Source organism: Streptomyces avicenniae (assembly GCF_000719135.1).
Classification (GTDB): domain Bacteria; phylum Actinomycetota; class Actinomycetes; order Streptomycetales; family Streptomycetaceae; genus Streptomyces; species Streptomyces avicenniae.
In genome coordinates, this window is record NZ_JOEK01000013.1 from 110,711 (window position 1) to 135,307 (window position 24,597).

Here is a 24,597-nt window from a genome sequence, read left to right on the forward strand (position 1 = left end):
GCGGACGGGGCTCGGCGCCTCGTCCGGGAGGGCGGCGTTCAGCTGCCGGGTTCGGTGGGGAGTCGGAAGGCGCGTTCGGCCTCGGCCGGTAGCGGGGTTGTGCCCGCCATGGGGGCGACGACCTTGTTGCCGGGCCGGGCCGGGCCGGAAGCGGTGGGGTCCCCGCCGTTCGTGACCAGGGCGCGCCAGCGCAGTTCCGACAGCGCGCACGTGCCTCGGAAGGCGGCGAGCACGTGGAACCACAGCATGCGAGAGACCGAGCTGAGGAGGTGTGGGGTGAGGGGATAGGTGGCAGGTCGCCCCGCGTGGAGCGTCGGGTCGGGGCGGAGACTGTGCCGTCGCGGCGCGTGGCGGTGGCGCGGCGCCCGGCCGTGTGGCTGATGCGGAGGAGTGCTCGCGGGTCCGGTGTCGAGACGGTGAGTTCGCTCCTGGCGGGCCCGTGACCGTGGGCGCGTCCGTGGCGGACGGTCGGCACGGGTGAGCGTCCGCCTGCCCTGGCCCGCTGGTTGCGGGGTGCCGTCGGCCGTGGGGTCGGCGGAGCCTGCTCCGCCCACGGGGGCGCGGCCGTGGAGCGGGTCGCCAGGTGGTTCCTTCCGCTGCGCGGGCGGCCGGGGCGCTGTCCTCCCGGCCTGGCCTGGAGGCGCCTCCGACAGCGGACCCTGGCCGGTCCGTCGAGCGTGTCGAGGCTGTCGCTGCCTCCGGTCCGGGGCGACGCCGTCGTCGGCCGCTTGGACTGGCTTGCCCTCGTCAGCGGCGGCGGCACGGGGGTGGCCCGGGCCGGGCCCGCGCTCGGCGCGTCCTGCGGTGCGGCCAGCGCCTGCGCCGCCCGTGCCGTGGCGGTCCATGGCGTGGTGGAGGCGGTGATCCGCTCGCGCGCCTCGCCGCCGCTGAGGCGAGGCCGGATGCCATCGGCGCCGCCCTGGCGATCGGTGGCGGTACATGTTCCGCGCCCGTGCCGCTGTGCTGGGTATCGCTGGGGCTGCGGCGGTTAACGGCGTGGTCGAGGCGGTGATTCCGCCTGCTCGCCGCCGCTGAGGCGAGGCCGGACGTCACTGGTGCCGTCCCGGCGATCGGTGGCGATACACGTCTCGTCCCGCGGCGCGGCCAGCGCTCGCGCCGGGTATCGCTGGGGCGCGGCCGTTCAGCGGCGCGGTGGAGGCGCCGAGGCGAGGCCGGGCGTCACCGGTGCTGTCTTGGCGATCGGTGGCGGTACATGTTCCGCGCCCGTGCCGCTGTGCCGGGTACCGCTGGGGCCGTGGCGGTCCATGGCGCGGTCGAGGCGATGATCCGTCCGCGCGCCTCGCCGCCGCCGAGGTCGGCCCGGGTGGTCACGGCACACGCGTTGTCCCGCGGCCTCCTCGGGCCGTCCGCTCGGCCGTGCGGGTGGCCTGCCGCCGTGGCGCCGCCGTGTCTCCGGTGCGATGACCTGCGCTTCCTCTTCAGTGAGCAAAAAGATGTGATCAACGCACCGGTGAGGCCGGAGGTAGCGACATGGCAGGCGGGACGGGACGGACGTGGTGGGCCGCGTGCGTCATGGGAGCGATGCTCGTGCCGACGCTGACGGCCTGCACCTCGGGGGCGGAGTCCGAGCGGGCGGCCCCCGGGTCCGTGCAGTCCGTCAGCACTGTCCGCCGGGCCCAGTTGGAGTCGGGCGGGACCGCGCGCTGGGCGGTGGACGCCCTCCCCGCGACGCTGAACGCCTACCAGTTCGAGGCCGACGCCGTCACCGACCGCGTCGCGGGCGCCGTGCTGCCCAGCCTGTTCACCCTCGACGCCGAGGGCCGCCCCCAGCTCAACACCGACTACCTCCGCTCGGCAGAGATCACCGAGCGCGAGCCGCGCCAGCGCGTCGTCTACACCCTGAACCCGAAGGCGCGTTGGAGCGACGGGACCCCCGTCGGCGCCGACGACTTCCTCGCCCAGTGGAAGGCCCTCAACGGTGAGGACAAGGACTACTGGTCGGCGCGCAACGTCGGGTACGACCGGATCGGGAAGGTCCGCAAGGGCCCGGAGGCGCACCAGGTCGAGGTGACCTTCACCCGCCCCTACGCCGACTGGAAGTCCCTGTTCACCCCGCTCTACCCCCGCGCCGTCACGGGCGACCCCGACGTCTTCAACGACGGGGCGCGCACGGAACTCCCGGTCTCCGGCGGCCCGTTCGAGGTGGCCGACGTGGACGGCGAGGCCGGGACCGTCACCCTCGCCCGCAACGACGCCTGGTGGGGCGACGCGGCCCTGCTGGACGAACTGGTCCTGGCCGCCGTGCCACGCGGTGAGCGCCGCGCCGCGCTCGCCGCCGGTGACCTGGACATCGCCGAGGTCTCCCCGCAGGACGCCGACCGGATCACGGCCGCCCGCCACGAGCCCGCCGCCCGCCACACCGCCGCCGCCCCCGCGCCGGACGCGGACGGAGCCGCCGGGGACCCCGCCGACTCAGGAGCCGCCGACCCGGGAGCCGCCGACGACGGCAAGCGCCGCACCGAGGCCGTGCCCTCCGCCGCCGAGGCGCTCGACGACCTCGCCCGCGCCCGCCTGGCGGGCGACGAGGTGGAGGTCGCCGCCGAGCAGTACCGCGCGGCCCACGCCGCCGCGCAGCACGCCCGCGAGCGGCAGTACGCCACCCGCGAGGAGGCCGACCGCGAGGCCATGGGCGACCTCGTCGTCCACCGCGCCTACGACGCCTCCTGGACGCAGCTCACGCTGAACGGCACCTCGCCCGCCCTCGCCGACGAACGGGTCCGCTGGGCCGTCGCCCGCGCGATCGACCGTGACGCGCTCGCCGAGGCCGTCCACGCCCCGGCCGACCTGCCCGTCAGGCCGCTCGGCAACCACCTGCGCACCCTCGGCCAGGCCGGCTACCAGGACAACAGCGCGGCCCTCGGCGACGCGGGCGCCGAGTCCGCGAGCGCCCTGCTCGACGAGGCGGGCTGGCGCGAGGGCGGCCCCACGGCCGACGCCAAGCCGGGCACGGCCGCCGCCGCCCCCCTGAACGCGGCCGGGCCCGCCGCCGCCCAGTCGGCCGCCCTGCTGCGGCAGTCCGCCGCGGCCCGGCGCGCCGCGGGGGACGAGCAGGCCGCCGCGGAGACGGAACGCCGGGCCGACGACGCCGAGCGCCGCGCCGCCTCCCTCGCCAGGAGCGCCGCCGAGGCCGCCGCCGTCCCGCCGCGCGCCAAGGACGGCACGCCGCTCGAACTGCGCCTCGTCCTGCCGGACGGCGCCGAGGCCGAGCCGCTGCGCGCCACCGCGCGGCGCGTCGCCGCGATGCTCGCGACCGTCGGCATCCGCGCCGTGACGGAGGAGGTGGACGCGGCGCGCTTCTTCGAGGGGCACGTCGCGACCGGCGACTTCGACCTCGCGCTCTTCTCCTGGCCCGCGACCGCCTACCCCGCCACCGACGCCCGCCCGCTGTTCGCCAAGCCGCGCACCCTCCCCGGCGGCACCCTGCGGGTCGAGCAGAACTACGCGCGCGTCGGCACCGACTACGTGGACCAGCTCCTCGACCAGGCCGCAGGTGAGCTGGACGAGAAGGAGTACGACGCCCTCCTCGACCGCGCCGACGCCCGTATCTGGGCCGCCGCCGGTTCCGTCCCGCTCTACCAGCGCCCGCAACTCGTCGCGGTCCGGGACACCCTCGCAGGGGTGGGCGCGTTCGGCCTGGAAACCCCCCGCTACCAGGACATCGGCCACCGCCGCTGACCCCCGGGGCCGGTCCCGCGCGCCCGCCGGGGGCCGCGTCCGCCCTTGGGGGAACAGCCCGGCTTCCCCGGGCAACGTACGATGGCGGGTGACGCCGGTGCTGTGGTCTGTTCGGGGGCGAACCCCCGCCGGGCGGACATCGCCCGCCGAGCCGTCCTGACACCGTCCTCGCTCGGGAGAAGCGCACAGCCATGCCTACGCGCCACGACATCCGTAATGTCGCCATCGTCGCCCACGTCGATCATGGCAAGACGACCCTGGTCGATGCCATGCTCCGGCAGGCGGGAGCCTTCGCAGCCCACCAGCAGGTGGACGACCGCGTCATGGACTCCAACGACCTGGAGCGCGAGAAGGGCATCACCATTCTCGCGAAGAACACCGCCGTCCGGTACCACCCCAAGGGCGGCGGCGACCCGGTCGTCATCAACATCATCGACACCCCGGGCCACGCCGACTTCGGCGGCGAGGTGGAACGCGGCCTGTCCATGGTGGACGCCGTCGTCCTCCTCGTGGACGCCTCGGAGGGGCCCCTGCCCCAGACCAGGTTCGTCCTGCGCAAGGCCCTCCAGGCCCGGCTGCCGGTCATCCTGTGCGTGAACAAGACCGACCGCTCCGACGCCCGTATCTCGGAGGTCCTGAACGAGACCTACGACCTGTTCCTCGACCTGGAGGCGGACGAGGAGCAGATCGAGTTCCCGATCGTCTACGCGTGTGCCCGCGACGGCATCGCCTCGCTGACGCAGCCCGCAGACGGCACCGTCCCGTCCGACAGCGACAGCCTGGAGCCGTTCTTCTCGACGCTCCTGGAGACCGTCCCCGCGCCGGTCTACGACGAGGACGCGCCGCTCCAGGCGCACGTCACCAACCTCGACGCCGACAACTTCCTCGGCCGTATCGCCCTGTGCCGTATCCGGCAGGGCACGCTGCGCAAGGGGCAGTCCGTCGCCTGGCTGAAGCGTGACGGCAGCCAGCAGAACGTCCGCGTCACCGAACTGCTGATGACGGACGCGCTCACCCGCAAGCCCGCCGAGCAGGCGGGCCCGGGCGACATCTGCGCCGTCGCCGGTATCCCGGACATCATGATCGGCGAGACGCTCGCCGACCCGGAGAACCCGCTGCCGCTCCCGCTGATCACGGTGGACGAGCCCGCCATCTCCATGACGATCGGCACCAACACCTCGCCGCTCGTCGGCCGCGGCGGCAAGGGCCGCAAGGTCACCGCCCGACTGGTGAAGGACCGCCTCGACCGCGAGCTGATCGGCAACGTCTCGCTGCGCATCCTGCCCACCGAGCGCCCCGACGCCTGGGAGGTGCAGGGCCGCGGCGAGCTGGCCCTCGCCATCCTGGTCGAGACGATGCGCCGCGAGGGCTTCGAGCTGACGGTCGGCAAGCCGGAGGTCGTCACCCGCGAGATCGACGGCAAGCTGCACGAGCCGGTCGAGCGCATGACGATCGACGCGCCCGAGGAGCACCTCGGCGCGATCACGCAGCTCATGGCCGGGCGCAAGGGCCGCATGGAGACGATGACGAACCACGGCTCCGGCTGGGTGCGCATGGAGTTCCTGGTGCCCTCGCGCGGCTTGATCGGCTTCCGCACCGAGTTCCTGACCGAGACGCGCGGCACCGGCATCGCGCACAGCATCTTCGAGCGGCACGAGCCGTGGGCCGGTGAGCTGCGGACCCGCAAGAGCGGTTCGCTGGTCGCCGACCGGGCGGGCGTCGCCAGCCCGTACGCGATGATGAACCTCCAGGAGCGCGGCGTCATCTTCATCGAGCCGGGCACCGAGGTGTACGAGGGCATGCTCGTCGGCGAGAACTCGCGCTCCGACGACATGGACGTGAACATCACCAAGGAGAAGAAGCTCACCAACATGCGCGCGGCCTCGGCCGACAACACGGAGAACCTCGTGCCGCCGCGCAAGCTGTCGCTCGAACAGTCCCTGGAGTTCTGCCGCGAGGACGAGTGCGTCGAGGTGACGCCGGACGAGGTGCGGCTGCGCAAGGTCGTCCTCGACCAGCGCGAGCGCGCCCGCACGACGGCCCGCGCCAAGCGCGTCTGACGGTTCGGGCGGCGTCCGGCACGCCGCCCCCGAGCCCCCGGCCGCGGCGCGGTCCGGGGGCTCAGCCGTCGGTCCTGCCGAGGATCACGGTGCGCCAGGTGAAGCCGTCGATGGAGAGGCGGAAGTGCCCGGACCGCTCGCGGTCGGTCAGCAGGTAGCCGAACGGGGTCGTGGCGGGCCGCTCGGGCGGCGCGCCCGGCCGCTCGACGGTGAAGGTCCGCCCGCCGTCCTCGCTGACCCGGACGGCGTCCTGCGCGTAGAGGAGTATCCGGCCGTCCGAGGTGAGGACCGGGGGGCCGAGCGGTGTCCCGAAGGTCTCGCCGGTGGCGCGTGCCCAGCGGGTGTCCCAGCTCGCGCCGCCGTCCGCGCTGTGGTGGACGCCGAGCAGCGTGGACTGGCTCTGCCGGCTGCTGCCCCTCTCGAAGAGGTAGAGCCCGTCCCGCGCCGCCACGAGCCAGGGGTAGGACGTGACCGAGGGGCCGTCGCCGTGTCGGGCAGGGGCCGCCGGACGCTCCCAGGTGCGGCCCCGGTCGCGGGTGAGGGCGACGCGTCGCGGGTCGTCGAAGCCCACGTCGAGGGCGCACCAGAACGTGCCGTCGGCCAGTTCCCCCCAGTCCCCTGACCAGGCGTCCACCGGCCCCGGCTGCGCGGTGAGGAGCAGGAGTTCGCCCGTCTCCGGCGCGAGCGCGTGGATGGCCGTCGTGCCCGTCTCCGTGCGGGCGGGGACGAGGCGCGCGCCCTCGGGCGCCTCCTCCGTCTCGCCTGACGCGGTGCAGGAGGTCTCGGCCCAGGTGACGGCGGCGTCGGTCGTGACCCAGCACGTGGGGTACCCGGTCACGCCGTCGGGGAGGGAGAGCCGGGCCACGCCCGGGGCGGCGACGAGCAGGTCGCGCGTCATGTCGGTCCCGGGCGTGGGGGTCCCCGGGGTCTGCCGCAGCGCCCAGCCGTCCGTCCCGGAGAGCACCGCGATGCCCGGGGGGCACCGGGCCTCGGGCATGTTCGTCCGGCAGCTGGTCCAGGGGAGCGCGAAGGCGTGCTCCTCGTCGGCGAACTCGATGCTCCACTCGTCGCCCGCCGGGAGGTCGGGGGCGGACGGGACGGACGGCGGCTCGACGGACGGCCGCGCGGTGGGCGAGGGCGGCGACGGGTCGTCGGGCGGGGCCGGTTCGGCGGCGGTACACCCGACCGGACCCAAGAGCGCCAGCAGAACGAGGGCGACGAACGGTTTCCCGCGCATCCTCAGAAAGTAGCGGAGCAGGCGCCTGAGGCATACGGGGGGTTCTCGGCGAAACACCGGACGCACCGTACTCCCGTCGTGCACGAAGCGGACATAAGGGGTGTGATGGTACTCGGATGTGACTTTCGGGATATTCGAGGAGGCGCCCCATGCGCGGCAGCATCCACCTCACCATGGCCCTCGCCTGCGCGACGGCCCTCTCCCTGACGGCGACGGCCTGCGGCAGCACGCCCGCCGACGCCGGGGCGGGCGACCGCGTGGTGCGCGCCTCGTGGGGCGACCCCCAGCATCCGCTGGAGCCCGCGAACACCAACGAGGTGCAGGGCGGCAAGGTCCTCGACATGATCTTCCGCGGGCTCAAGCGGTACGACCCGAAGACCGGCAAGGCCAAGAACGCCATGGCCGAGTCGATCACGACGGACGACCAGCAGAACTTCACCATCACCCTGAAGAAGGGCTGGAAGTTCAGCGACGGCACGCCCGTCACCGCGGCGTCCTACGTGGACGCGTGGAACTACGGCGCCAACGCGAAGAACGCCCAGGTCAGCAGCTACTTCTTCCAGTTCATCGACGGCTACGACGCGGTCCACCCCGCCGACGAGGACGCCGAGCCGACCGCCGACACGCTCAGCGGCCTGGCCGTCAAGGACGAGCACACGTTCACCGTCCGCCTCAGCGAGCCGTTCTCCCTGTGGCCCGAGACGCTGGGCTACGCCGCCTACTCGCCGCTGCCGCAGTCGTTCTTCGACGACCACGACGCCTGGCTCGACAAGCCGGTCGGCAACGGCCCGTACCGCATCGACTCCTACCGGCCCAGCCAGAGCATGAAGCTCGTGAAGAACAAGCACTTCGCCGGGGCCGACAAGCCGAAGAACGACGGCGTCGAGCTGCGCGTCTACACCGACAACAACACCGCGTACACGGACCTCCAGGCAGGCAACATCGACCTGGTGGACGACATCCCGGCCTCGCAGCTCGCCAACGCGGAGAACGACCTCGGCGACCGCTTCATCAACCAGCCCGCCGGGATCATCCAGACCGTGTCCTTCCCGCTCTACGACGAGGACTGGCAGGGCGCGGACGCCGCCAAGCTGCGCAAGGGCCTGTCGATGGCGATCAACCGCAAGGAGATCACCTCGAAGCTCTACCACGACACCCGCACCCCGGCGACGGACTTCACCTCGCCCGTCCTCGGCAAGGACGGCGGCTACAAGAAGGGGCTGTGCGGCGAGGCGTGCACGTACGACCCCGACCGCGCCAGGGAGCTGATCGAGGAGGCGGGCGGCCTGCCGGGCGGCAAGATCACGATCACCTCCAACGTGGACACCGGCTCGCACCGGCAGTGGATGGACGCCGTCTGCAACAGCATCAACAACGCGCTGGACAAGTCGAAGGCGTGCACGGTCAACCCCGTCGCCACCTTCGCCGACTTCCGCAACCGCGTCAGCGGCCACAAGATGACCGGGATGTTCAGGACCGGCTGGCAGATGGACTACCCGCTGATCCAGAACTTCCTCCAGCCGCTGTACTACACCGACGGCTCGTCCAACGACTCGGGCTACAGCTCCAGCCGCTTCGACGACCTGGTGAACCGCGCCAACGCGGCCAGCGACGAGGGCGAGGCCATCGGCCTCTTCCAGGACGCGGAACGCCAGCTCGCCAAGGACCTGCCCGCCATCCCGCTGTGGTACCAGAACGGGACCGGGGGCTTCTCCGACCGGCTGAGCGACGTCAGGCTCAACGCGTTCTCCGTCCCCGTCTTCACCGACATCAAGGTGGACTGACTCCGTGGGGCGCTACATCGTCCGCCGCCTGCTCCAGATGATCCCCGTCTTCATCGGGGCCACGCTGATCATCTTCCTGATGGTGTACGCGCTGGGGGATCCGGTCACCGCCCTGTTCGGCGACCGGAGCCCCGACCCGGCGACCGCGCGGGCGCTGCGCGCGGAGTTCAACCTCGACAAGCCCCTGTGGCACCAGTACCTGCTGTACATGGGCAAGATCTTCACCGGCGACTTCGGCACCGCGTTCAACGGCCAGCCGGTCACCGACCTGATGCGGCACGCGTTCCCCATCAGCCTGCGGCTGGCGGTCGTCGCGCTCGTCCTGGAGATGCTCATCGGCATCGCGCTCGGCGTCGTCACCGGCCTGCGGCGCGGGCGCGCGGTGGACACGACGGTCCTCGTCCTGACGCTGGTCGTGATCGCCATCCCGACCTTCGTCCTCGGCACGACCGCCCAGTACTTCCTCGGGGTCAAGCTCGGCTGGATCGACCCGGCCGTCGGCCCCGACGCCCCGTTCAACCAACTCCTCGTCCCCGGCCTGATCCTGTGCCTCGTCTCCCTCGCCTACGTGACGCGGCTGACGCGCACCTCCGTCGTCGAGAACGCGCGCAGCGACTACATCCGCACGGCGGTCGCCAAGGGCCTGCCGCGCAGCCGCATCACCGTGCGGCACCTGCTGCGCAACTCGCTGATCCCCGTCGTCACCTACCTCGGCGCCGACATCGGCACGCTGATGGCCGGCGCCATCGTCACCGAGCGGATCTTCAACATCCAGGGCGTCGGCTACCAGCTCTTCCAGGGCATCCTGCGCCAGAACTCGCCCACCGTCGTGGGCTTCGTCGTCGTCCTGGTCCTGATCTTCCTGATCGCCAACCTGCTCGTCGATCTCCTGTACGCCGTGCTCGACCCGAGGATCCGCTATGCCTGACCAGGCGCGCCAGCCGCTGGGCGCCCAGGAGGACGCCACCGCCGAGGGACTGACGGCCGGGGCGTCGGAGGCCACGCCCGAGCCGGGAGCCCCGCACGGGCTGTGGACGGACGCCTGGCACGACCTGCGGCGCAACCCCGTCTTCCTCGTCTCCGCCCTGCTGATCCTCTTCCTCGTCCTGGTCGCCCTGTGGCCGGGACTCATCGCCACGGGCGACCCGAACCACTGCGAGCTGATCCGCTCGCTCGAAGGGCCGTCGGCTGGCCACTGGTTCGGCTTCGACACGCAGGGCTGCGACGTCTACACCCGCACGGTCCACGGCGCCCGCGCCTCGATCACCGTCGGCGTCTGCGCGACGCTCGGCGTCGCCCTGCTCGGCGCCGTCATCGGCGGCCTGGCGGGCTTCTACGGCGGTTTCTGGGACGCCGTGCTCTCCCGGCTCGGCGACATCTTCTTCGGCATCCCGATGGTGCTGGGCGCCATCGTCTTCCTGTCGATGGTCTCCCTCGGCGGGATCTGGCCGGTCGTCCTGATCATCGCCGCGCTGGGCTGGCCGCAGATCGCCCGCATCGCCCGCGGCGCGGTCATCACCGCCAAGCAGAACGACTACGTGCAGGCCGCCCGCGCGCTCGGCGCGAGCAACACCCGCATGCTGCTGCGCCACATCCTGCCGAACGCGGTGGCGCCCGTGATCGTGATGGCGACGATCATGCTGGGCACCTTCATCGCGCTGGAGGCGACCCTCAGCTACCTCGGCGTCGGGCTGCGCCCGCCCACGGTGTCCTGGGGCGTGGACATCTCCGCCGCCTCGGACGGCATGCAGTTCCGCAACGCGCCGCACATCCTGCTCTACCCGGCCGGTGCCCTGAGCATCACCGTGCTCGCGTTCATCATGCTCGGCGACGCCGTCCGCGACGCCCTGGACCCCAAGCTCCGCTGACCCGCCGGGAGGCCCCATGCTGCTGGACGTACGCGACCTGCGCGTCGAGTTCCGCACGCGGGAAGGCGTCGTGCGCGCGGTCAACGGGGTCAGCTACTCGGTGGCCGAGGGGGAGACGCTCGCCGTGCTCGGCGAGTCGGGCTCGGGCAAGTCCGTGACGGCGCAGGCCGTCATGGGCATCCTCGACAGCCCGCCCGCCCGGGTCACCGGCGGCCGGGTCCTCTTCCAGGGCACGGACCTGCTGCGGCTCGGCGAGGAGGACCGGCGCCGGGTGCGCGGCGAGCGGATGGCGATGATCTTCCAGGACGCCCTGTCGTCCCTCAACCCGGTGCTGCCGGTGGGCTACCAGCTCGGCGAGATGTTCCGCGTGCACCGGCGCGCGTCGCGCAAGGAGGCGCGCGAGCGGGCGGTCGAGCTGATGGACCGGGTCCGCATCCCGGCCGCGGGGGCGCGCGCCGGGGACTATCCGCACCAGTTCTCCGGCGGCATGCGCCAGCGCATCATGATCGCGATGGCCCTCGCGCTGGAGCCCGAGCTGATCATCGCCGACGAGCCGACGACGGCGCTGGACGTGACCGTGCAGGCGCAGGTCATGGATCTGCTGAAGGACCTGCAACGCGAGTTCGGGATGGGGCTGATCCTCATCACGCACGACCTCGGGGTCGTCGCGGACGTCGCCGACAAGATCGCGGTGATGTACGCGGGCCGCATCGTGGAGAACGCGCCGGTCGCCGACCTCTACAAGCGGCCCGCGCACCCGTACACCAGGGGCCTGCTCGACTCGATCCCGCGCCTCGACCGCAAGGGCCGCGAGCTGCGGGCCATCAGCGGGCTGCCGCCCAACCTGCTGCGCATCCCGCCCGGTTGCCCGTTCCACCCGCGCTGCCCGCAGGTGCGCGACGTGTGCCGCGTGGACCCGCCGCCGCCGCTGTACGAGGTGACGTACGCGGGGCGCGACGCCGAGGCCGTGCGCGCGGCGGAGCTGATGCCGGACGATCCCTCGGCGCTCGGGCGCGCGAGCGCCTGCCACTTCTGGAAGGAGACGGTCGGTGAGTGAGGTCCTGCTCGAAGTCCGCGATCTGGTGAAGCACTTCCCACTGACGCAGGGCGTGCTGGTGCGTCGGCGCGTGGGCGCGGTGCAGGCCGTGGACGGGGTCTCCTTCCGGCTGCGCGAGGGGGAGACGCTGGGCGTCGTCGGCGAGTCGGGCTGCGGGAAGTCCACGGTGGCGAAACTGCTGATGCACCTGGAGCGGCCCACCGAGGGAAAGATTCTCTACAAAGGCGAGGACATCGCCGGACTGTCCGGCCGTGCCCTGAAATCCGTGCGCCGAAACATCCAGATGGTTTTCCAGGACCCCTATACTTCGCTGAATCCGCGGATGACGGTGGGCGACATCGTCGGGGAGCCGTTCGACATCCATCCGGAGGTCGCGCCGAAGGGGGACCGCCGCCGCCGGGTGCGGGAACTCCTCGACGTCGTCGGGCTCAATCCGGAATACATCAACAGATACCCGCACCAATTCTCCGGCGGGCAGCGGCAGCGTATCGGCATCGCGCGCGGACTCGCCCTGCGGCCCGAGGTGATCATCGCGGACGAGCCGGTCTCCGCGCTCGACGTCTCGGTGCAGGCGCAGGTCGTGAACCTGATGGAACGGCTCCAGGACGAGTTCGGCCTCGCGTATCTCTTCATCGCGCACGACCTTTCCGTGGTCAGGCACATCTCGGACCGGATCGCGGTGATGTATCTGGGGCGGATCGTGGAAACCGGAACGGACCGGGAGATCTACGAACACCCCACCCATCCGTACACGCAGGCGCTGCTCTCCGCGGTGCCGGTTCCCGATCCCTCGGCGACCCGGGAGCGGGAGCGCATCATTCTGACCGGTGACGTCCCCTCGCCCGCAGATCCGCCCTCCGGCTGCCGTTTCAGGACGCGCTGCTGGAAGGCGCAGGAGCTGTGCACACGGGTCGATCCGCCGCTCGCGGTCCCGGTGGTGTTCGCGAAGGCATCGGGACCCGCGGCCCACGAGTCGGCCTGTCACTTCGCGGCGGAGGAGCCGTCGGCGACGGCGGTGTGAGCGCCGGGAGCGCGCAAAACGCCTGAACAAGGACCGGGGTGGCGCCGCTCGGAAGCGGTGCCACCCCGGTCTACGGCACCCGCACGGCCGTACCGCCTCAGTCTGGGGTGTTCGCATATCGGTAGGGCGTCATGGGTGTTGCCTGTGTGTTAACAGGCGCGGTCCGTACTTGTGGGCAGATTCCGGAAAAAAGAAAAACCGAAGAACAAGGTCAAGCACGCTACGGCGTCGATCTGCATAACCTTCGCCCATGAATGGACTGCCATAGGTTTATACCATTGCTATCCCTTGACGGGAAAGTGTGTGCCTTGCCACAGTCGCGATCTACACGCATCGCATGCAGGTCGATCCCGCCGGGGGCACCGAGATGTCCATTGCAACCAAGCCCGCCGAGCCGGCACTTGTCGGCCGCTCGCCGGGACAGCTGATGTGGCGCCGCTTCCGGCGTGACCGGATCGGAGTCGTATCCGCCCTTGTCGTGGCGTTCTTCTTTCTGATCGGACTGCTGGCACCGGTCATATCGGCCCTGTACGGCAAAGATCCGTACACCCGATATGGGCAGATCCAGCCCGGTCTGCTCAACGAGTACGGGTATCCGATCAAGCCCAATGGCGGGATGGACGGGGAGTTCTGGTTCGGGCTCGAACCGAGCACGGGACGTGACGTTTTCACCGAACTCCTTTACGGAATCCGCACGTCTCTGTTCATCGCGCTGGCGGTGACCGTCCTCGCCGTGCTGACGGCGATCGTCCTCGGCATCGCCGCCGGCTATCTCGGCGGCGTCTGGGACTTCCTGATCAGCCGCCTCACCGACCTGCTGATGGCCTTCCCCCAGCAGCTCTTCTTCGTCGCCTTCCTGCCGATCACGACCAGTCTGTTCGTGGACCCCAGAGAAGAGACACCGGTCTGGATCAAGGTCGTCTCGATCATCGTGGTGCTCTGGGCGCTGGGCTGGATGACGCTCGGCCGCATCCTCCGCGGCGTCACCCTCTCGCTGCGCGAGCGCGAGTTCGTCGAGGCGGCCAAGGTCAGCGGCGCGTCCCCCTGGCGCATCATCCGCAAGGAACTGCTGCCCAACACGGTCTCGCCCATCCTCGTGCAGGCCACCTACATGCTCCCCTCCTTCGTGACGACGGCCGCGGCCCTGTCCTTCCTCGGCGTCGGGATCACCGAGCCGACGCCCGACTGGGGCCGGATGTTCGCCACCGCGGCGGCCGTCTACCGCAGCGACATCACCTACATGTTCTTCCCCGGAGTCTCGCTGGTGATCTTCGTCGTCGCCTTCAACCTCCTGGGAGACGCGGTCAGGGACGCCTTCGACCCGAAGACCGTGCGATGACCGGCACGACCTCTCACAACGAACGGGCAGGTGCCAAGGAACCCATGAGCAAGCGAACAGCGCACAGAAGGCGCACGGCGGGAGTGGCGCTCGCCCTCGCCGGAGCCCTCGTCCTCAGCGCGTGCAGCGGTGGCGGAGGCGGCGGCGAGCCGGAGGGCGAGGACAGCGCGGGCCCCGAGCAGTCCGCGGCCATCACCTTCGGCGACGAGGCCGCCTCCACGGGACCGGCCGAGGAGGTCCCGGGGGCGACACCGGGCGGCACCGTCAACGTCCTCCAGGAGACGGCGCCCGACCACCTCGACCCGGCCCAGGTCTACGTCTCCCACGAGTCGAACATCACGCGCCTGCTCCACCGGGGCCTGACGGCCGTCCGGCTCGACAACGAGGGCAACTACAGCGTCCTGGGCGACCTCGCCACCGACGCGGGCCAGGTCAGCGACGAGGGCCGCACCTGGACGTACACCCTCAAGGAAGACATCTACTTCAACGACGGCAGCCCCATCACGTCCGCCGACATCCGGCACTCCGTCGAGCGCCTCTTCGCCGACTTCATCACGCAGGGGCCCAGCTACCTCCAGCGGTGGCTGGCCAACGAGCCGGAGACGTACCGCGAGCTGCTGCCCGACGGCCCGTACGGGGGCGAGCACCTGCCCGACAGCGTCCTGGAGACCCCGGACGAGCGGACCGTCATCTTCCACTTCGAGCAGCCGCAGAACGACCTGCCGTACGCCCTGTCGATGCCGGGCTACGCCGTCGTCTCCGCGGAGGGTGACACCCAGGAGGCGTACGACCAGGAGCCGATGACCTCCGGCCCGTACCAGATCGAGGAGTTCCGCCCCGGGCGCTCGATGACGCTGACGCGCAACGAGTACTGGGAGGCCGCGAGCGACCCGGCGCGCAACGCGTACCCGGACCGGTACGAGATCACGTTCGGCCACACCCGTGAGGACACCACCGCGCGGCTCATGGCCGACAACGGCGAGAACCAGACGACGGTGACGTTCAACAACGGTCTGGACGCGGGCCAGGGCCCCGCCGTCGTGGAGGACCCGCAGTACCAGGACCGCCTCGTGGACGGCTACCAGCCCTACGTCTGGAGCCTCGCCATCAACCAGCAGACCGTCACCGACCGGCGCATACGCGAGGCGATAGCCCTGGCCGTGCCGCTCAACGGCGTCCGCGCCGCGTACGGCGGCGCCCTCGGCGGCGAGTACGCGGGCAGCCTCATCAGCCCGCTGCTGCCCGGACGCGAGGACGACTACGACCCGTTCGGCAAGGTCGCCAACCCGCAGGGCGACATCGCGGGCGCCCGCGCCCTCCTGGAGGAGGCCGACGCGGTCGGCTACGAGCTGAACTACGTCCACCACACCGCGCCCGAGGACCAGCAGGCCGCCATCGCCGTGGAGAACGCGCTGGAGGAGGCCGGGTTCGACGTCAACCGCAGCGAGGTGCCGCCGGAGACCTACTACGACACCATCGGCGTCGTGGACTCCGGCTTCGACATCTACCGCTCCAGCTGGGGCGCCGACTGGCTGTCGGGCTCCACGGTCGTCCCGCCGCAGTACGACGGCCGCCAGATCGCCGACGGTGCGTCGAACTACGCGCACCTGGACGACGAGCACGTCAACTCCGAGATCGACCGCATCCTGCTGATCGAGGACCCCGACCAGGCCGCCACCGAGTGGTTCGAGCTGAGCAAGTACGTCGTCGAGGACGCCGTCGCGTCCGTGCCGGTCATCTACTACCGCCAGACGATGCTGCACGGCTCGCTCATCGGCGGCGCCGTCTTCAACGACGACGTCGGCACCATCGACATGCAGCGCCTGTACGTCATCCAGGACGGCAGCTAGGCCCGTCCTCACAGGGGGCGCCCTGCTCGCGGCGCCCGGCACGCCCGCCGCGTCCGCGAGCGGCCGGACGCCCCCTGTGAAGACGCACCCTGGCCCGCCGGTCCGCCCGGCCCCCGCCCCGTGCGGGGGCCGCGCGGACACCCCCCGGCGGCACACGTCCGGCCGGGTGCGGGGCGGGCCGCCGCCCGCCCCGCATCGCCCGGCGCCCTCCCAGGCCAACGAACCGAAGGCTGCGACCCGATGCTCAGATTCCTCCTGCGGCGATCCCTCGGCGCCCTCGCCATCCTGCTGCTCATCAGCGCCGTGACCTTCTTCCTCTTCTACGCGATCCCGCGCAACCCCGCGCTGCTCGCCTGCGGCAAGGGCGTCTGCACGCAGGAGCAACTGGCCGTCGTCGAGCACAACCTGGGCATCGACAAGCCGATCCCCCAGCAGTACTGGGAGTACATGGTCGGGATCTTCGCCGGACGGGAGTTCCCCGCGGGCAGTTGCCCCGCCCCCTGCCTCGGCTTCTCGTTCCGTGACAACCGCCCCGTCCTGGACACCATCCTCGACCGGCTGCCGACCACCCTGTCGCTCGCCGCGGGCGGCGTCGTCGTCTTCCTGGTGCTCGGCCTCGGCTTCGGCATGGTCGCCGCCTGGCGCCGCGGCACCCTGACGGACCGGACCGTCAGCTCGACGTCCCTCGTCCTCAGCTCCGCGCAGATCTACTTCCTCGGGCCGCTCGCGCTCGCGCTGCTGGTCTACAACAACCAGATCCTGTCGCAGCCCGGCTACTTCCCGATCACGGAGGGGCCAGGCGCGTGGTTCGCCGGGCTGCTGCTGCCCTGGCTGGTGCTCTCCACGATCTTCACCGCCCAGTACACGCGCCTCTCCCGCGCCGCGCTCATCGAGCAGTTGCAGGAGGACCACGTACGGACGGCCCGCGCCAAGGGCATGGGACGGCGCACGGTCTTCTTCCGGTACGCCTGGCGCGGCTCGCTGATCCCGATCGTGACGGTCCTCGGCATCGACATGGGCTCGCTCATCGGCGGCGCCATGATCACCGAACAGACCTTCGCCCTGCCGGGACTCGGCCGCCTGGCCGTTGACTCGGTCACCCAGTCCAACCTGCCGATGCTCATGGGCGTCATGCTCTTCGCCGCCCTGATGATCGTCGTGTTCAACATCATCGTCGATGCCTGCTACGCGCTGATCGACCCGCGCGTACGGCTCGCGTAGGGCAAGGAGCTGACGACGTGACGACCACGCAACCCGCCGCCCCCGGGCCCGAGGTGACCGGCCGCCCCGCGACGGAGCCCGCCGCCGAGCCGTTCCTGTCCGTCCGGGACCTGCGCGTGCGCTTCGGCACCGAGGACGGCGTCGTGAAGGCCGTGGACGGGCTGTCGTTCGACGTCGCGCGCGGCCGGACGCTCGGCATCGTCGGCGAGTCGGGCTCCGGCAAGTCCGTGGCCAACCAGGCGATCCTCGGCCTCCACAACCCGAAGGCCACCGACATCACCGGGCAGATCCTGCTGGAGGGCGAGGACCTGGTGACGGCGCGCGAGCGGCGCATGGAGCAATTGCGCGGCAACAAGATCGCGATCATCTTCCAGGACCCGCTGACCTCCCTGTCGCCCTACCACACCGTCGGCCAGCAGATCGCGGAGCCGTTCCGCAAACACCGGGGCGCCGGGCGCCGCGAGGCCCGCGAACGGGCCGTGGAGATGCTCGCGAAGGTCGGCATACCCCACCCGGCACGGCGCGTGGACGACTACCCGCACCAGTTCTCCGGCGGCATGCGCCAGCGCGTCATGATCGCGATGGCCCTGGTCTGCGACCCCGACCTCCTGATCGCCGACGAGCCGACGACCGCCCTCGACGTCACCGTCCAGGCCCAGATCCTCGACCTCCTCCTCGAACTCCAGCAGGAGTTCGGCTCGGCGATCATCATGATCACGCACGACCTCGGCGTCGTCTCGCGGGTCTCCGACGACATCCTCGTGATGTACGCGGGCCGCGCCGTCGAGCGGGGCACCGTCCACGACGTCCTCAGCCGCCCCCAGCACCCGTACACCTGGGGCCTGCTGGGCTCCATGCCCCGGCTCGGCGGCGACGTCGGCAAGGAGCTGGTGTCCATCCCCGGCGCGCCGCCCAGCCTGCTCGACCCGCCGTCAGGCTGCCCGTTCGCGCCGCGCTGCACCTTCCGCGACGAGGTGCCCGACAACCTTTCCTGCGCGGACGACCGGCCCGCGCTCCCCGACGGCAGGGGCGCCGCGTGCCACCTCACCGGCGAGCGCAGGACCGTCCTGTTCACCGAACGGATCAGGCCCCGGCTCCTGTGAGCACCGCCCCGACGACACCGCCCGCACGGACCGGAGACCGAGGACCCGCCATGACGACCGAGACCGCCGAGACCCAGCCCGCCCCCGCCGGGACGCGTACCCCGCTGATGACCGCCGAGGGCCTCACCAAGTACTTCCCGGTCCGCGGCGGCTTCCCGATCAAGCGGACCGTGGGCGCCGTGCACGCCGTGGACGGCCTCGACTTCACCGTGCACGAGGGCGAGAGCTTCGGCCTGGTCGGCGAGTCGGGCTGCGGCAAGTCCACGACAGGACGGCTGCTCGCCCGGCTGCTTGAGCCGAGCGGCGGCACCCTCACCTACCGGGACCGCGACATCACGCACGCGTCCCGGCGCGAACTGGCGCCGATCCGCTCCGAGATCCAGATGATCTTCCAGGACCCGTACTCCTCGCTCAACCCCCGGCAGACCGTCGGCACCATCATCGGCGGCCCGATGGAGATCAACGGCATCCGGCCGCCCGGCGGGCGGGCGGCGCGCGTCCGCGAACTGCTGGAGACGGTCGGCCTCAACCCCGAGCACTACAACCGCTTCCCGCACGAGTTCTCCGGCGGCCAGCGCCAGCGCATCGGCGTGGCCAGGGCGCTGGCCCTCGAACCGCGGCTGATCGTCGCCGACGAGCCGGTCTCCGCGCTCGACGTGTCGATCCAGGCGCAGGTCGTCAACCTGCTGCGCAAGGTGCAGGAGGAACTGGGCATCGCCTTCCTGTTCATCGCGCACGACCTGGCCGTCGTCCGCCACTTCTCGCAGCGCATCGCCGTGATGTACCTCGGCAAGATCGTCGAGGTGGGCGACCGCGAGGCGATCCACCAGCGGCCCCGCCACCCGTACACCCACGCGCTGCTGTCCGCCGTCCCCGAGGTCGCGCTGGAACACCCGGACGGCACGCCGGCCGAGCCGCCGCGCGAGCGCATCAGGCTCCAGGGCGACGTGCCCTCGCCCACCGACCCGCCCTCGGGCTGCCGGTTCCGCACGCGTTGCTGGAAGGCGCAGGACCTGTGCGCCGAGCAGGAGCCGCCGCTCGTGCGGATCGAGGGGAACGCGGAGGGCCATCTCACCGCCTGCCACTTCCCCGAGGCGGGCACCACCCTGGCCGCCGACCGGCCCGAGCCCGTGCTCCCCGCACCCGTCGAGCCCTGAGCCCGTCCCGTCCCCGAGCCGGGCGGTGGCGACCGCGCACGTCAACGGCCCGGCGCACGGCCCGACATGACGGCCCCCGGCGCCCGCGTGCCCGAGGGGGCGTGCGCCCCTCCTCTGCTTCCGTGCACCCGGCCGTGCACGTGCGTCCGGTCGTTATGATCCATGGCACGTGACGGGCAGCACTCACCCGAGCACGCGCTGAAGCCTGTCGCCGGCCTGCCCTGAACGGGCCCGAAACTCAAGGGGTGATCCTCGGTGGCGCTCTCCGTCTCCGCCGTGCTGCTGCTTGGCATCATCGTCGTCCTCCTCGTCAGGAAAGCCGGACTGAACCTGATGCACGCCTTCGTGTGCATGCTGCTCGGCTTCTACCTCGCCGGGTCGAACGTGGCGCCCGCCATCAGCGACTTCGGGTCGAGCGTCGCCGGGATGATCAGCGAGCTGAGCTTCTGAGCGACCCCCTTTGTTTTTTCCCGGGCACTTGCCTCCGGCGTAGGCTCGCGGCATGAGTCCGGTCACTCCCCGGGTGCTGCTGGTGCACGCCCACCCCGACGACGAGTCGATCACCACCGGCGTGACGATGGCGGCCTGCGCCGCCTCCGGCGCCGGGGTCACGCTCGTCACCTGCACGCAGGGCGAGGAGGGCGAGGTCATCCCGGCGTCGCTGGCCCATCTGGCGGCGGGCCGGGACGACGCGCTCGGACCGTACCGCGCGCGCGAACTCGCCGCCGCCATGGCCGCGCTCGGCGTCACCGACCACCGCTTCCTCGGCGGCCCGGGGCGCTGGCGCGACTCCGGCATGGTCGGGCTGCCGGAGAACGAGCGCCCCGCCGCCTTCCACCGCGCCGACCCCGCCGTCACGGGCGCCGTGCTGGCCGAGGTCATCGCGGAGGTACGGCCGCACGTCCTCGTCACGTACGACCCCGAGGGCGGCTACGGCCACCCCGACCACATCCAGGCCCACCGCACCGCCATGCGCGGCGCGGAGATCGCGCGGGAGCGGCACGGGTACGCCGTCCCGCGCGTGCTGTGGGCCTGCGTGCCGCGCTCGGTTGCCGAGGCGCGGCTCGCCGCGCTGCGCGCCACGGGCCCGGGGCGGTTCGCGGACGTCGCGGACCTCGCGGAGGTGCCGGGCGTCGTGCCGGACGAGGAGGTCGCCGTGACCGTGCGCGGCACCCAGGAGCAGACCGCGGCCAAGGCGGCGGCGATGGCCGCGCACGCGACGCAGATCGAGGTGGACGGCGCCGTGTTCGCCCTCTCCAACGGCCACGCGCAGCCCCTGTGGGAGACCGAGTACTACCGTCTCGCCGTGGGGGCGCCGGTACCCCCGGGCGCGGACGACGTGTTCGCGGGCCTGCCGATCGACGGGACGACCGGCCCCGTACGGGAGGGGAACGCATGAGGATCGCGGCGTACGTCCTGCTCGGGGTGCTCGGCGCGCTCGCCGGGGTCGCGGGCTCCCTGATCCAGGGCGGCTGGTTCCCGCTCGGGCTGCTGCTCGGGCTGGCGGGCGCGGCCGGGCTGTTCTGGGGCGGCGCGCTCGCCACCAGGTCACGGGCGGGGGCGGGCGCCCCGGCCGCGGGCTGGGCGCTCGCGGTGCTGGCGCTGACGTCGAGCCGTCCGCAGGGCGACTTCGTCTTCGCGGCGGGCGCCGGGAGTTACCTCTTCCTCCTCGGCGGCATGGCCGTCGCGGGCGCCGCCGCGACCCTCGCGCCGTCCGAGCGCCCGCTCTTCGCCGTCCAGGAACCGCGCCCACGGCGCTGACGGGTGGTGCCGGGAACGGCGCGTTGTCGCACGTCAGCGCGAAGGGGGGAACGGCTGCGCGGGCGGACGGGCCCCACGCGCCGTGACGCGGACCGCACCGCGCGGTCACGGTGCGTCCGGCTGCCACCCAACCGGGCCTGACCTGCGAAGACTTGCGGGGGAGTGGCGCGTTTTTGCGCCGCGTCGCGCGGCGCCGTACCGTTGCCGGACGGTGTGCCGCCGTGGTGTGTTGCACGGATGTGCCAATCCTGTGGGGGCGGCGTACCACACGGCCGTCACCAGTATCGTGGGGCCAGCCGCCCGGTCCCGGTGTGTTCCCGGGGCGGCCGGTGTAGCCCAACCGGGAGATCCTGCCTTGAGTCGTGAATCTGACAATCCGTCCCCCCGTCCCAGGGGGTGGGGGGACCCCCAGCGCAGCGAAGGAGACGGTGGCGCCCGCCCGGCGGCTCCGCAGCCGGAGGAGAAGAAGACCGAGACCACGCTGACGACGCGCGCCCGGATCAACATCCCCGGGTCCCGGCCGATCCCTCCCATCGTGGTGCGTGAGACGGTGCAGGACGCCGAGGACACGGCGGAGGGCGCCGCCGAGGCCGCGCCGCCGCCCGCCGCCGCCGCGCCGCCGCGCGCCACGGCGCCACCTGAGGCACCGGGCGGTCCCGGCACGGCGGGGGGCAACAAGAAGACCAGCTCCTGGTTCGAGCCCCGCAAGACGACACCGCCCCTGCGCGCGGACACCCCGCCAGGGGGGCACCCGGTCGTCGGCGACACCCCGCCCGCCGGCGTGCCCGACGCGCGGTCCGCGTCCGGTGCCGCCACCGGGCAGACGCCCGTCGTGCCGCCCCGCTCCGTCACGGACACCGGGCCCAACCCGCTGTTCGGCCACACCGAGCCCGACCACGGTCCCGGCACCGGGCCCAACCCGCTGCTCAGCGGCGACACCCCGGTGGAGCACGAGCCGCGCGTACCGCGCAACCCGTGGTACCCGGAGCACCCCGAGACGCCCGCGGACGGCGTGCCGCACCTGCCGCCGCGTCCGGTCGGCGCGACCAGCGGGCCCGTCACCGGCACCATGCCGCTGCCGCGCCGCCAGCCGGTCCGTCCCGAGGACGAGGACCCGACCGGCACGACGATGGACCTCGGCGGCCCGTTCCCGCCCGCGCCCCCGGCCGGGATCGCCGACCTGGAGTCCACCGGGCGGATGGCGCCGATCACCGACGCCGACCGCCCCGCCCCGCCCCGTACGCCGGGCCAGGGCCCCGGTGGCGGCGCCGCGCCGCCGCCCGCGGAACCGGCGCGGAAGGCCGCGCCGCCGCCCGCGCAACCGGCGGCACGCAAGCGCGGCCGGTCCAAGGTCAAGCTGCTGGCCGTGGGGCTCGTCGGGATCGGCGTCATCGCCTACGGCGCCGGGCTGTTCCTCAGCCCGGCCGACGTGCCCCAGGGCACGACGGTGCTCGGCATCGACATCGGCGGCCTCACCACGCAGGAGGCGCAGAACCAGCTGGAGAGCAGCCTCGAAGCGGCGAACAACGAGCCGCTCGTCCTGCGGCTCGGCGACCAGGAGGTGGAGCTGAAGCCCAGCGTCGCCGGTCTGGCCGTGGACGCCGAGGCGACCGCTGCGGCCGTCTCAGGGCAGGACTACAGCCCGGTCGCGGTCTACGGCTCGCTGTTCGGCGCCGAGCGCACGCGGGACGCCGTCGTCGCCGTGGACCGGGAGAAGCTGACGGTCGCGCTGCGCGACCTGACCGAGGGCGTGGGCAGCGGCCCCGTCAACGGCAGCATCACCTTCACCTCGGACGGGCCCATCGCCGACACGGGACGGCCCGGCATGGGCGTGGACGCCGAGGCCGCCGCCGACGCCGTGGAGGCCGCCTTCCGCGACCGCGCGGCGGGCACGGGCGACGGCGTCGTCGAACTGCCGCTGATCGAGCAGCAGCCGGAGATCGGCGAGGAGCAGGTGCGCGCCGCCATGGCGGACTTCGCGGAGCCCGCGATGTCGGGTCTCGTGACGGTCGTCGCGGGCGACCTGAGCATCGACTTCAGCCCGGAGAACTCGATCCACCAGTTCCTCGGCATGGCCCCGGCCAACGGCACGCTCGTGGACACCTACGACCTCGACGCGCTGGCGGCGCTGTACGGTTCGCTGTTCGACGGCGTCCTCGTCACGCGCGGCGACGGCTCGCAGACGCCCGTCAGCCCCGAGGACGTCGCGGGGGCACTGCGGCTGGCGCTCCGCGAGACGGACCCGGAAGCACGCGTGGCGGTCGTGGAGCTGGACGCGAACTGACCCCGGACGGCCACGCGCCGAACCCAGGCGGCCCGTCGGCCCGTACGCGTCACGTACGGGCCGACGGGCCGTCACCGTTCAGGGGGCGCGGCGCGGTAGTGGTAGTGGCTGTGCACGGTGAAGCCGAGCCGCTCGTAGAGCGCGGCGGCGGCATCGTTGCCCGTCTCGACCTGGAGATACGCGGCGCTCGCCCCCTCGGCGAGCGCCGCGCGCGCGAGTTCGCCCATCAGGGCGGTGGCCAGTCCGCGGCGGCGGTGGGCGGGATCCACCTCGATCGCGCCGAAACCGGCCCAGCGGCCGTCGATGACACAACGTCCCACCGCGGCGTGCGTGTTCCCGTCGTCGGCCGGGACGGCGCCGAACAGGACGGACGGGCCGCCGGTGAGGACGCGCCGCGCGCCCGCCGGGTTCTCCGCGACGCGGGGGTAGGCGGCGAGCCAGGCGGCGGACGGCGTCCTGTCGGCCGTCACACGCGGGTCGGGCGCGCGGTCGGCGAGCCGGGCCAGGGGCGCGACGAGCGTCGCCGAGTGGCCGGACGCGGTCCAGCCGAGCTGGTCGAGACGCGCGCTCAGCAACTCGCCCGCGCCGTCGCCCCCGGGGTCGCCCGTCGTGACCTGGACGGCGGCCCGCAGGCCGCGCGCCGCGTACCAGGCGACGAGCGCGCCCGGTTCCGGATCGGCCGGGCCCACCCGCACCGCCGAGTTGGCGCGCCGGGTCCAGCCGTCGCCGCCCGCGCGGGCGAGCCAGTCGCCGAGGCGCGCGGTGTCCTCGCCCGGCCAGCCGCGCGCGGCGACCGCCGTCAGCTCGGCCGTGCCCGCCGCCGGGGCGCCGCGCCGTGGGGCGGGGGCGGGCGGCACCACCTTCCCCGCGACGACGTCGGCCTCGGCCAGCCGCACGATCCGCCCGTCGCGCCGTGTGACGCTGACCACACCGTCACGCCAGGACGTCAGGACGCCCACCGTGTCCGTGAACGTCGCGTTGCGATCTCCCGGGCCGGTCAGCGAGCGGATCGACACCCGTTTGCCCACGTCAGAGGGTGTGATACGGACGACGAGCTGTCCGCTCATGGTGAACTCCATGGCTGAGTGAGCCCCCTCTTTGGCCTCGCGCTGTCCGGACCGGAGATACTAAGCCCGGGCACCGACGACGCCGCGCCCCG

General features: G+C 72.5%; 19 protein-coding genes. 16 read left to right on the forward strand and 3 right to left on the reverse strand.

Annotation, left to right across the window (positions count from 1 at the left end; genetic code table 11):
- Nucleotides 1-38 precede the first annotated feature (38 nt).
- Nucleotides 39-248, reverse strand: coding sequence for a hypothetical protein (locus IF27_RS22605; protein WP_052851542.1), 210 nt, complete (start codon nucleotides 246-248; stop codon nucleotides 39-41).
- A gap of 1,243 nt (nucleotides 249-1,491) precedes the next feature.
- On the opposite strand from IF27_RS22605, the gene IF27_RS22610 reads away from it, so the two are divergent.
- Both IF27_RS22610 and typA read left to right on the forward strand, forming a co-directional pair.
- The gene (locus IF27_RS22610; RefSeq protein WP_052851543.1) at nucleotides 1,492-3,696 is read left to right on the forward strand and encodes an ABC transporter family substrate-binding protein; all 2,205 of its coding nucleotides are present in this window, start codon (nucleotides 1,492-1,494) and stop codon (nucleotides 3,694-3,696) included.
- A gap of 191 nt (nucleotides 3,697-3,887) precedes the next feature.
- On the forward strand, nucleotides 3,888-5,756 hold the full coding sequence (gene typA, locus IF27_RS22615; protein WP_052851544.1) for a translational GTPase TypA: 1,869 nt from the start codon (nucleotides 3,888-3,890) through the stop codon (nucleotides 5,754-5,756).
- A 61-nt stretch (nucleotides 5,757-5,817) separates the two neighbouring features.
- Here the strand turns inward: typA and IF27_RS22620 are convergent, their stop codons facing one another.
- On the reverse strand, nucleotides 5,818-6,993 hold the full coding sequence (locus tag IF27_RS22620; RefSeq protein ID WP_052851545.1) for a beta propeller repeat protein: 1,176 nt from the start codon (nucleotides 6,991-6,993) through the stop codon (nucleotides 5,818-5,820).
- Nucleotides 6,994-7,142: 149 nt separating this feature from the next.
- Here IF27_RS22620 and IF27_RS22625 point away from each other — a divergent pair, with 149 nt between their 5' ends.
- From IF27_RS22625 to IF27_RS22690, 14 genes are all read left to right on the forward strand, one after another.
- Nucleotides 7,143-8,777, forward strand: a complete 1,635-nt coding sequence (locus IF27_RS22625; RefSeq protein ID WP_052851546.1) for a peptide ABC transporter substrate-binding protein — start codon at nucleotides 7,143-7,145, stop codon at nucleotides 8,775-8,777.
- A 4-nt stretch (nucleotides 8,778-8,781) separates the two neighbouring features.
- Complete coding sequence (locus tag IF27_RS22630; protein WP_052851547.1) at nucleotides 8,782-9,705, forward strand: ABC transporter permease; 924 nt, start codon at nucleotides 8,782-8,784, stop codon at nucleotides 9,703-9,705.
- Nucleotides 9,698-10,645 (forward strand): ABC transporter permease, encoded by a 948-nt coding sequence (locus tag IF27_RS22635; protein WP_110946153.1) that lies wholly within the window; start codon nucleotides 9,698-9,700, stop codon nucleotides 10,643-10,645. Before IF27_RS22630 ends, IF27_RS22635 begins: the two co-directional genes overlap by 8 nt.
- A 16-nt stretch (nucleotides 10,646-10,661) precedes the next feature.
- On the forward strand, nucleotides 10,662-11,702 hold the full coding sequence (locus IF27_RS22640) for an ABC transporter ATP-binding protein (protein WP_052851548.1): 1,041 nt from the start codon (nucleotides 10,662-10,664) through the stop codon (nucleotides 11,700-11,702).
- A complete protein-coding gene (locus IF27_RS22645) occupies nucleotides 11,695-12,723 on the forward strand; it encodes an ABC transporter ATP-binding protein (protein ID WP_110946154.1) in 1,029 nt (342 codons plus the stop codon). The genes IF27_RS22640 and IF27_RS22645 overlap by 8 nt, the downstream gene beginning before the upstream one ends.
- Before the next feature lie 337 nt (nucleotides 12,724-13,060).
- Nucleotides 13,061-14,062, forward strand: a complete 1,002-nt coding sequence (locus tag IF27_RS22650; protein WP_110946155.1) for an ABC transporter permease — start codon at nucleotides 13,061-13,063, stop codon at nucleotides 14,060-14,062.
- A 44-nt stretch (nucleotides 14,063-14,106) separates the two neighbouring features.
- On the forward strand, nucleotides 14,107-15,912 hold the full coding sequence (locus IF27_RS22655) for an ABC transporter substrate-binding protein (protein ID WP_052851551.1): 1,806 nt from the start codon (nucleotides 14,107-14,109) through the stop codon (nucleotides 15,910-15,912).
- A gap of 240 nt (nucleotides 15,913-16,152) precedes the next feature.
- Nucleotides 16,153-17,133 (forward strand): ABC transporter permease, encoded by a 981-nt coding sequence (locus IF27_RS22660; RefSeq protein WP_052851552.1) that lies wholly within the window; start codon nucleotides 16,153-16,155, stop codon nucleotides 17,131-17,133.
- A 53-nt stretch (nucleotides 17,134-17,186) separates the two neighbouring features.
- Nucleotides 17,187-18,236, forward strand: coding sequence for an ABC transporter ATP-binding protein (locus IF27_RS22665; protein ID WP_052851635.1), 1,050 nt, complete (start codon nucleotides 17,187-17,189; stop codon nucleotides 18,234-18,236).
- A gap of 50 nt (nucleotides 18,237-18,286) precedes the next feature.
- A complete protein-coding gene (locus IF27_RS22670; RefSeq protein ID WP_052851553.1) occupies nucleotides 18,287-19,393 on the forward strand; it encodes an ABC transporter ATP-binding protein in 1,107 nt (368 codons plus the stop codon).
- 255 nt (nucleotides 19,394-19,648) lie between these two features.
- Nucleotides 19,649-19,843, forward strand: a complete 195-nt coding sequence (locus tag IF27_RS22675) for a hypothetical protein (protein ID WP_052851554.1) — start codon at nucleotides 19,649-19,651, stop codon at nucleotides 19,841-19,843.
- A gap of 52 nt (nucleotides 19,844-19,895) precedes the next feature.
- Entirely contained in the window at nucleotides 19,896-20,792 is an 897-nt protein-coding gene (mshB, locus tag IF27_RS22680) for an N-acetyl-1-D-myo-inositol-2-amino-2-deoxy-alpha-D-glucopyranoside deacetylase (protein WP_052851555.1), read from the forward strand.
- Nucleotides 20,789-21,154: a DUF6113 family protein gene (locus IF27_RS22685; RefSeq protein ID WP_052851556.1), complete on the forward strand. Its 366-nt coding sequence runs from the start codon at nucleotides 20,789-20,791 to the stop codon at nucleotides 21,152-21,154. The genes mshB and IF27_RS22685 overlap by 4 nt, the downstream gene beginning before the upstream one ends.
- Before the next feature lie 535 nt (nucleotides 21,155-21,689).
- Nucleotides 21,690-23,438, forward strand: coding sequence for a hypothetical protein (locus IF27_RS22690; RefSeq protein ID WP_052851557.1), 1,749 nt, complete (start codon nucleotides 21,690-21,692; stop codon nucleotides 23,436-23,438).
- 71 nt (nucleotides 23,439-23,509) lie between these two features.
- On the opposite strand, the gene IF27_RS22695 is transcribed toward IF27_RS22690, so the two are convergent.
- Nucleotides 23,510-24,517, reverse strand: a complete 1,008-nt coding sequence (locus IF27_RS22695; RefSeq protein ID WP_052851558.1) for a GNAT family N-acetyltransferase — start codon at nucleotides 24,515-24,517, stop codon at nucleotides 23,510-23,512.
- Nucleotides 24,518-24,597 lie beyond the last annotated feature (80 nt).

Coding starts and splice junctions, on each gene's coding strand:
- IF27_RS22605 (WP_052851542.1), bottom strand. CDS start 248: ATGCTGTGGTTCCACGTGCTCGCCGCCTTCCGAGGCACGTGCGCGCTG.
- IF27_RS22610 (WP_052851543.1), top strand. CDS start 1,492: ATGGCAGGCGGGACGGGACGGACGTGGTGGGCCGCGTGCGTCATGGGA.
- typA (WP_052851544.1), top strand. CDS start 3,888: ATGCCTACGCGCCACGACATCCGTAATGTCGCCATCGTCGCCCACGTC.
- IF27_RS22620 (WP_052851545.1), bottom strand. CDS start 6,993: ATGCGCGGGAAACCGTTCGTCGCCCTCGTTCTGCTGGCGCTCTTGGGT.
- IF27_RS22625 (WP_052851546.1), top strand. CDS start 7,143: ATGCGCGGCAGCATCCACCTCACCATGGCCCTCGCCTGCGCGACGGCC.
- IF27_RS22635 (WP_110946153.1), top strand. CDS start 9,698: ATGCCTGACCAGGCGCGCCAGCCGCTGGGCGCCCAGGAGGACGCCACC.
- IF27_RS22640 (WP_052851548.1), top strand. CDS start 10,662: ATGCTGCTGGACGTACGCGACCTGCGCGTCGAGTTCCGCACGCGGGAA.
- IF27_RS22650 (WP_110946155.1), top strand. CDS start 13,061: ATGCAGGTCGATCCCGCCGGGGGCACCGAGATGTCCATTGCAACCAAG.
- IF27_RS22655 (WP_052851551.1), top strand. CDS start 14,107: ATGAGCAAGCGAACAGCGCACAGAAGGCGCACGGCGGGAGTGGCGCTC.
- IF27_RS22660 (WP_052851552.1), top strand. CDS start 16,153: ATGCTCAGATTCCTCCTGCGGCGATCCCTCGGCGCCCTCGCCATCCTG.
- IF27_RS22670 (WP_052851553.1), top strand. CDS start 18,287: ATGACGACCGAGACCGCCGAGACCCAGCCCGCCCCCGCCGGGACGCGT.
- mshB (WP_052851555.1), top strand. CDS start 19,896: ATGAGTCCGGTCACTCCCCGGGTGCTGCTGGTGCACGCCCACCCCGAC.
- IF27_RS22685 (WP_052851556.1), top strand. CDS start 20,789: ATGAGGATCGCGGCGTACGTCCTGCTCGGGGTGCTCGGCGCGCTCGCC.
- IF27_RS22695 (WP_052851558.1), bottom strand. CDS start 24,517: ATGGAGTTCACCATGAGCGGACAGCTCGTCGTCCGTATCACACCCTCT.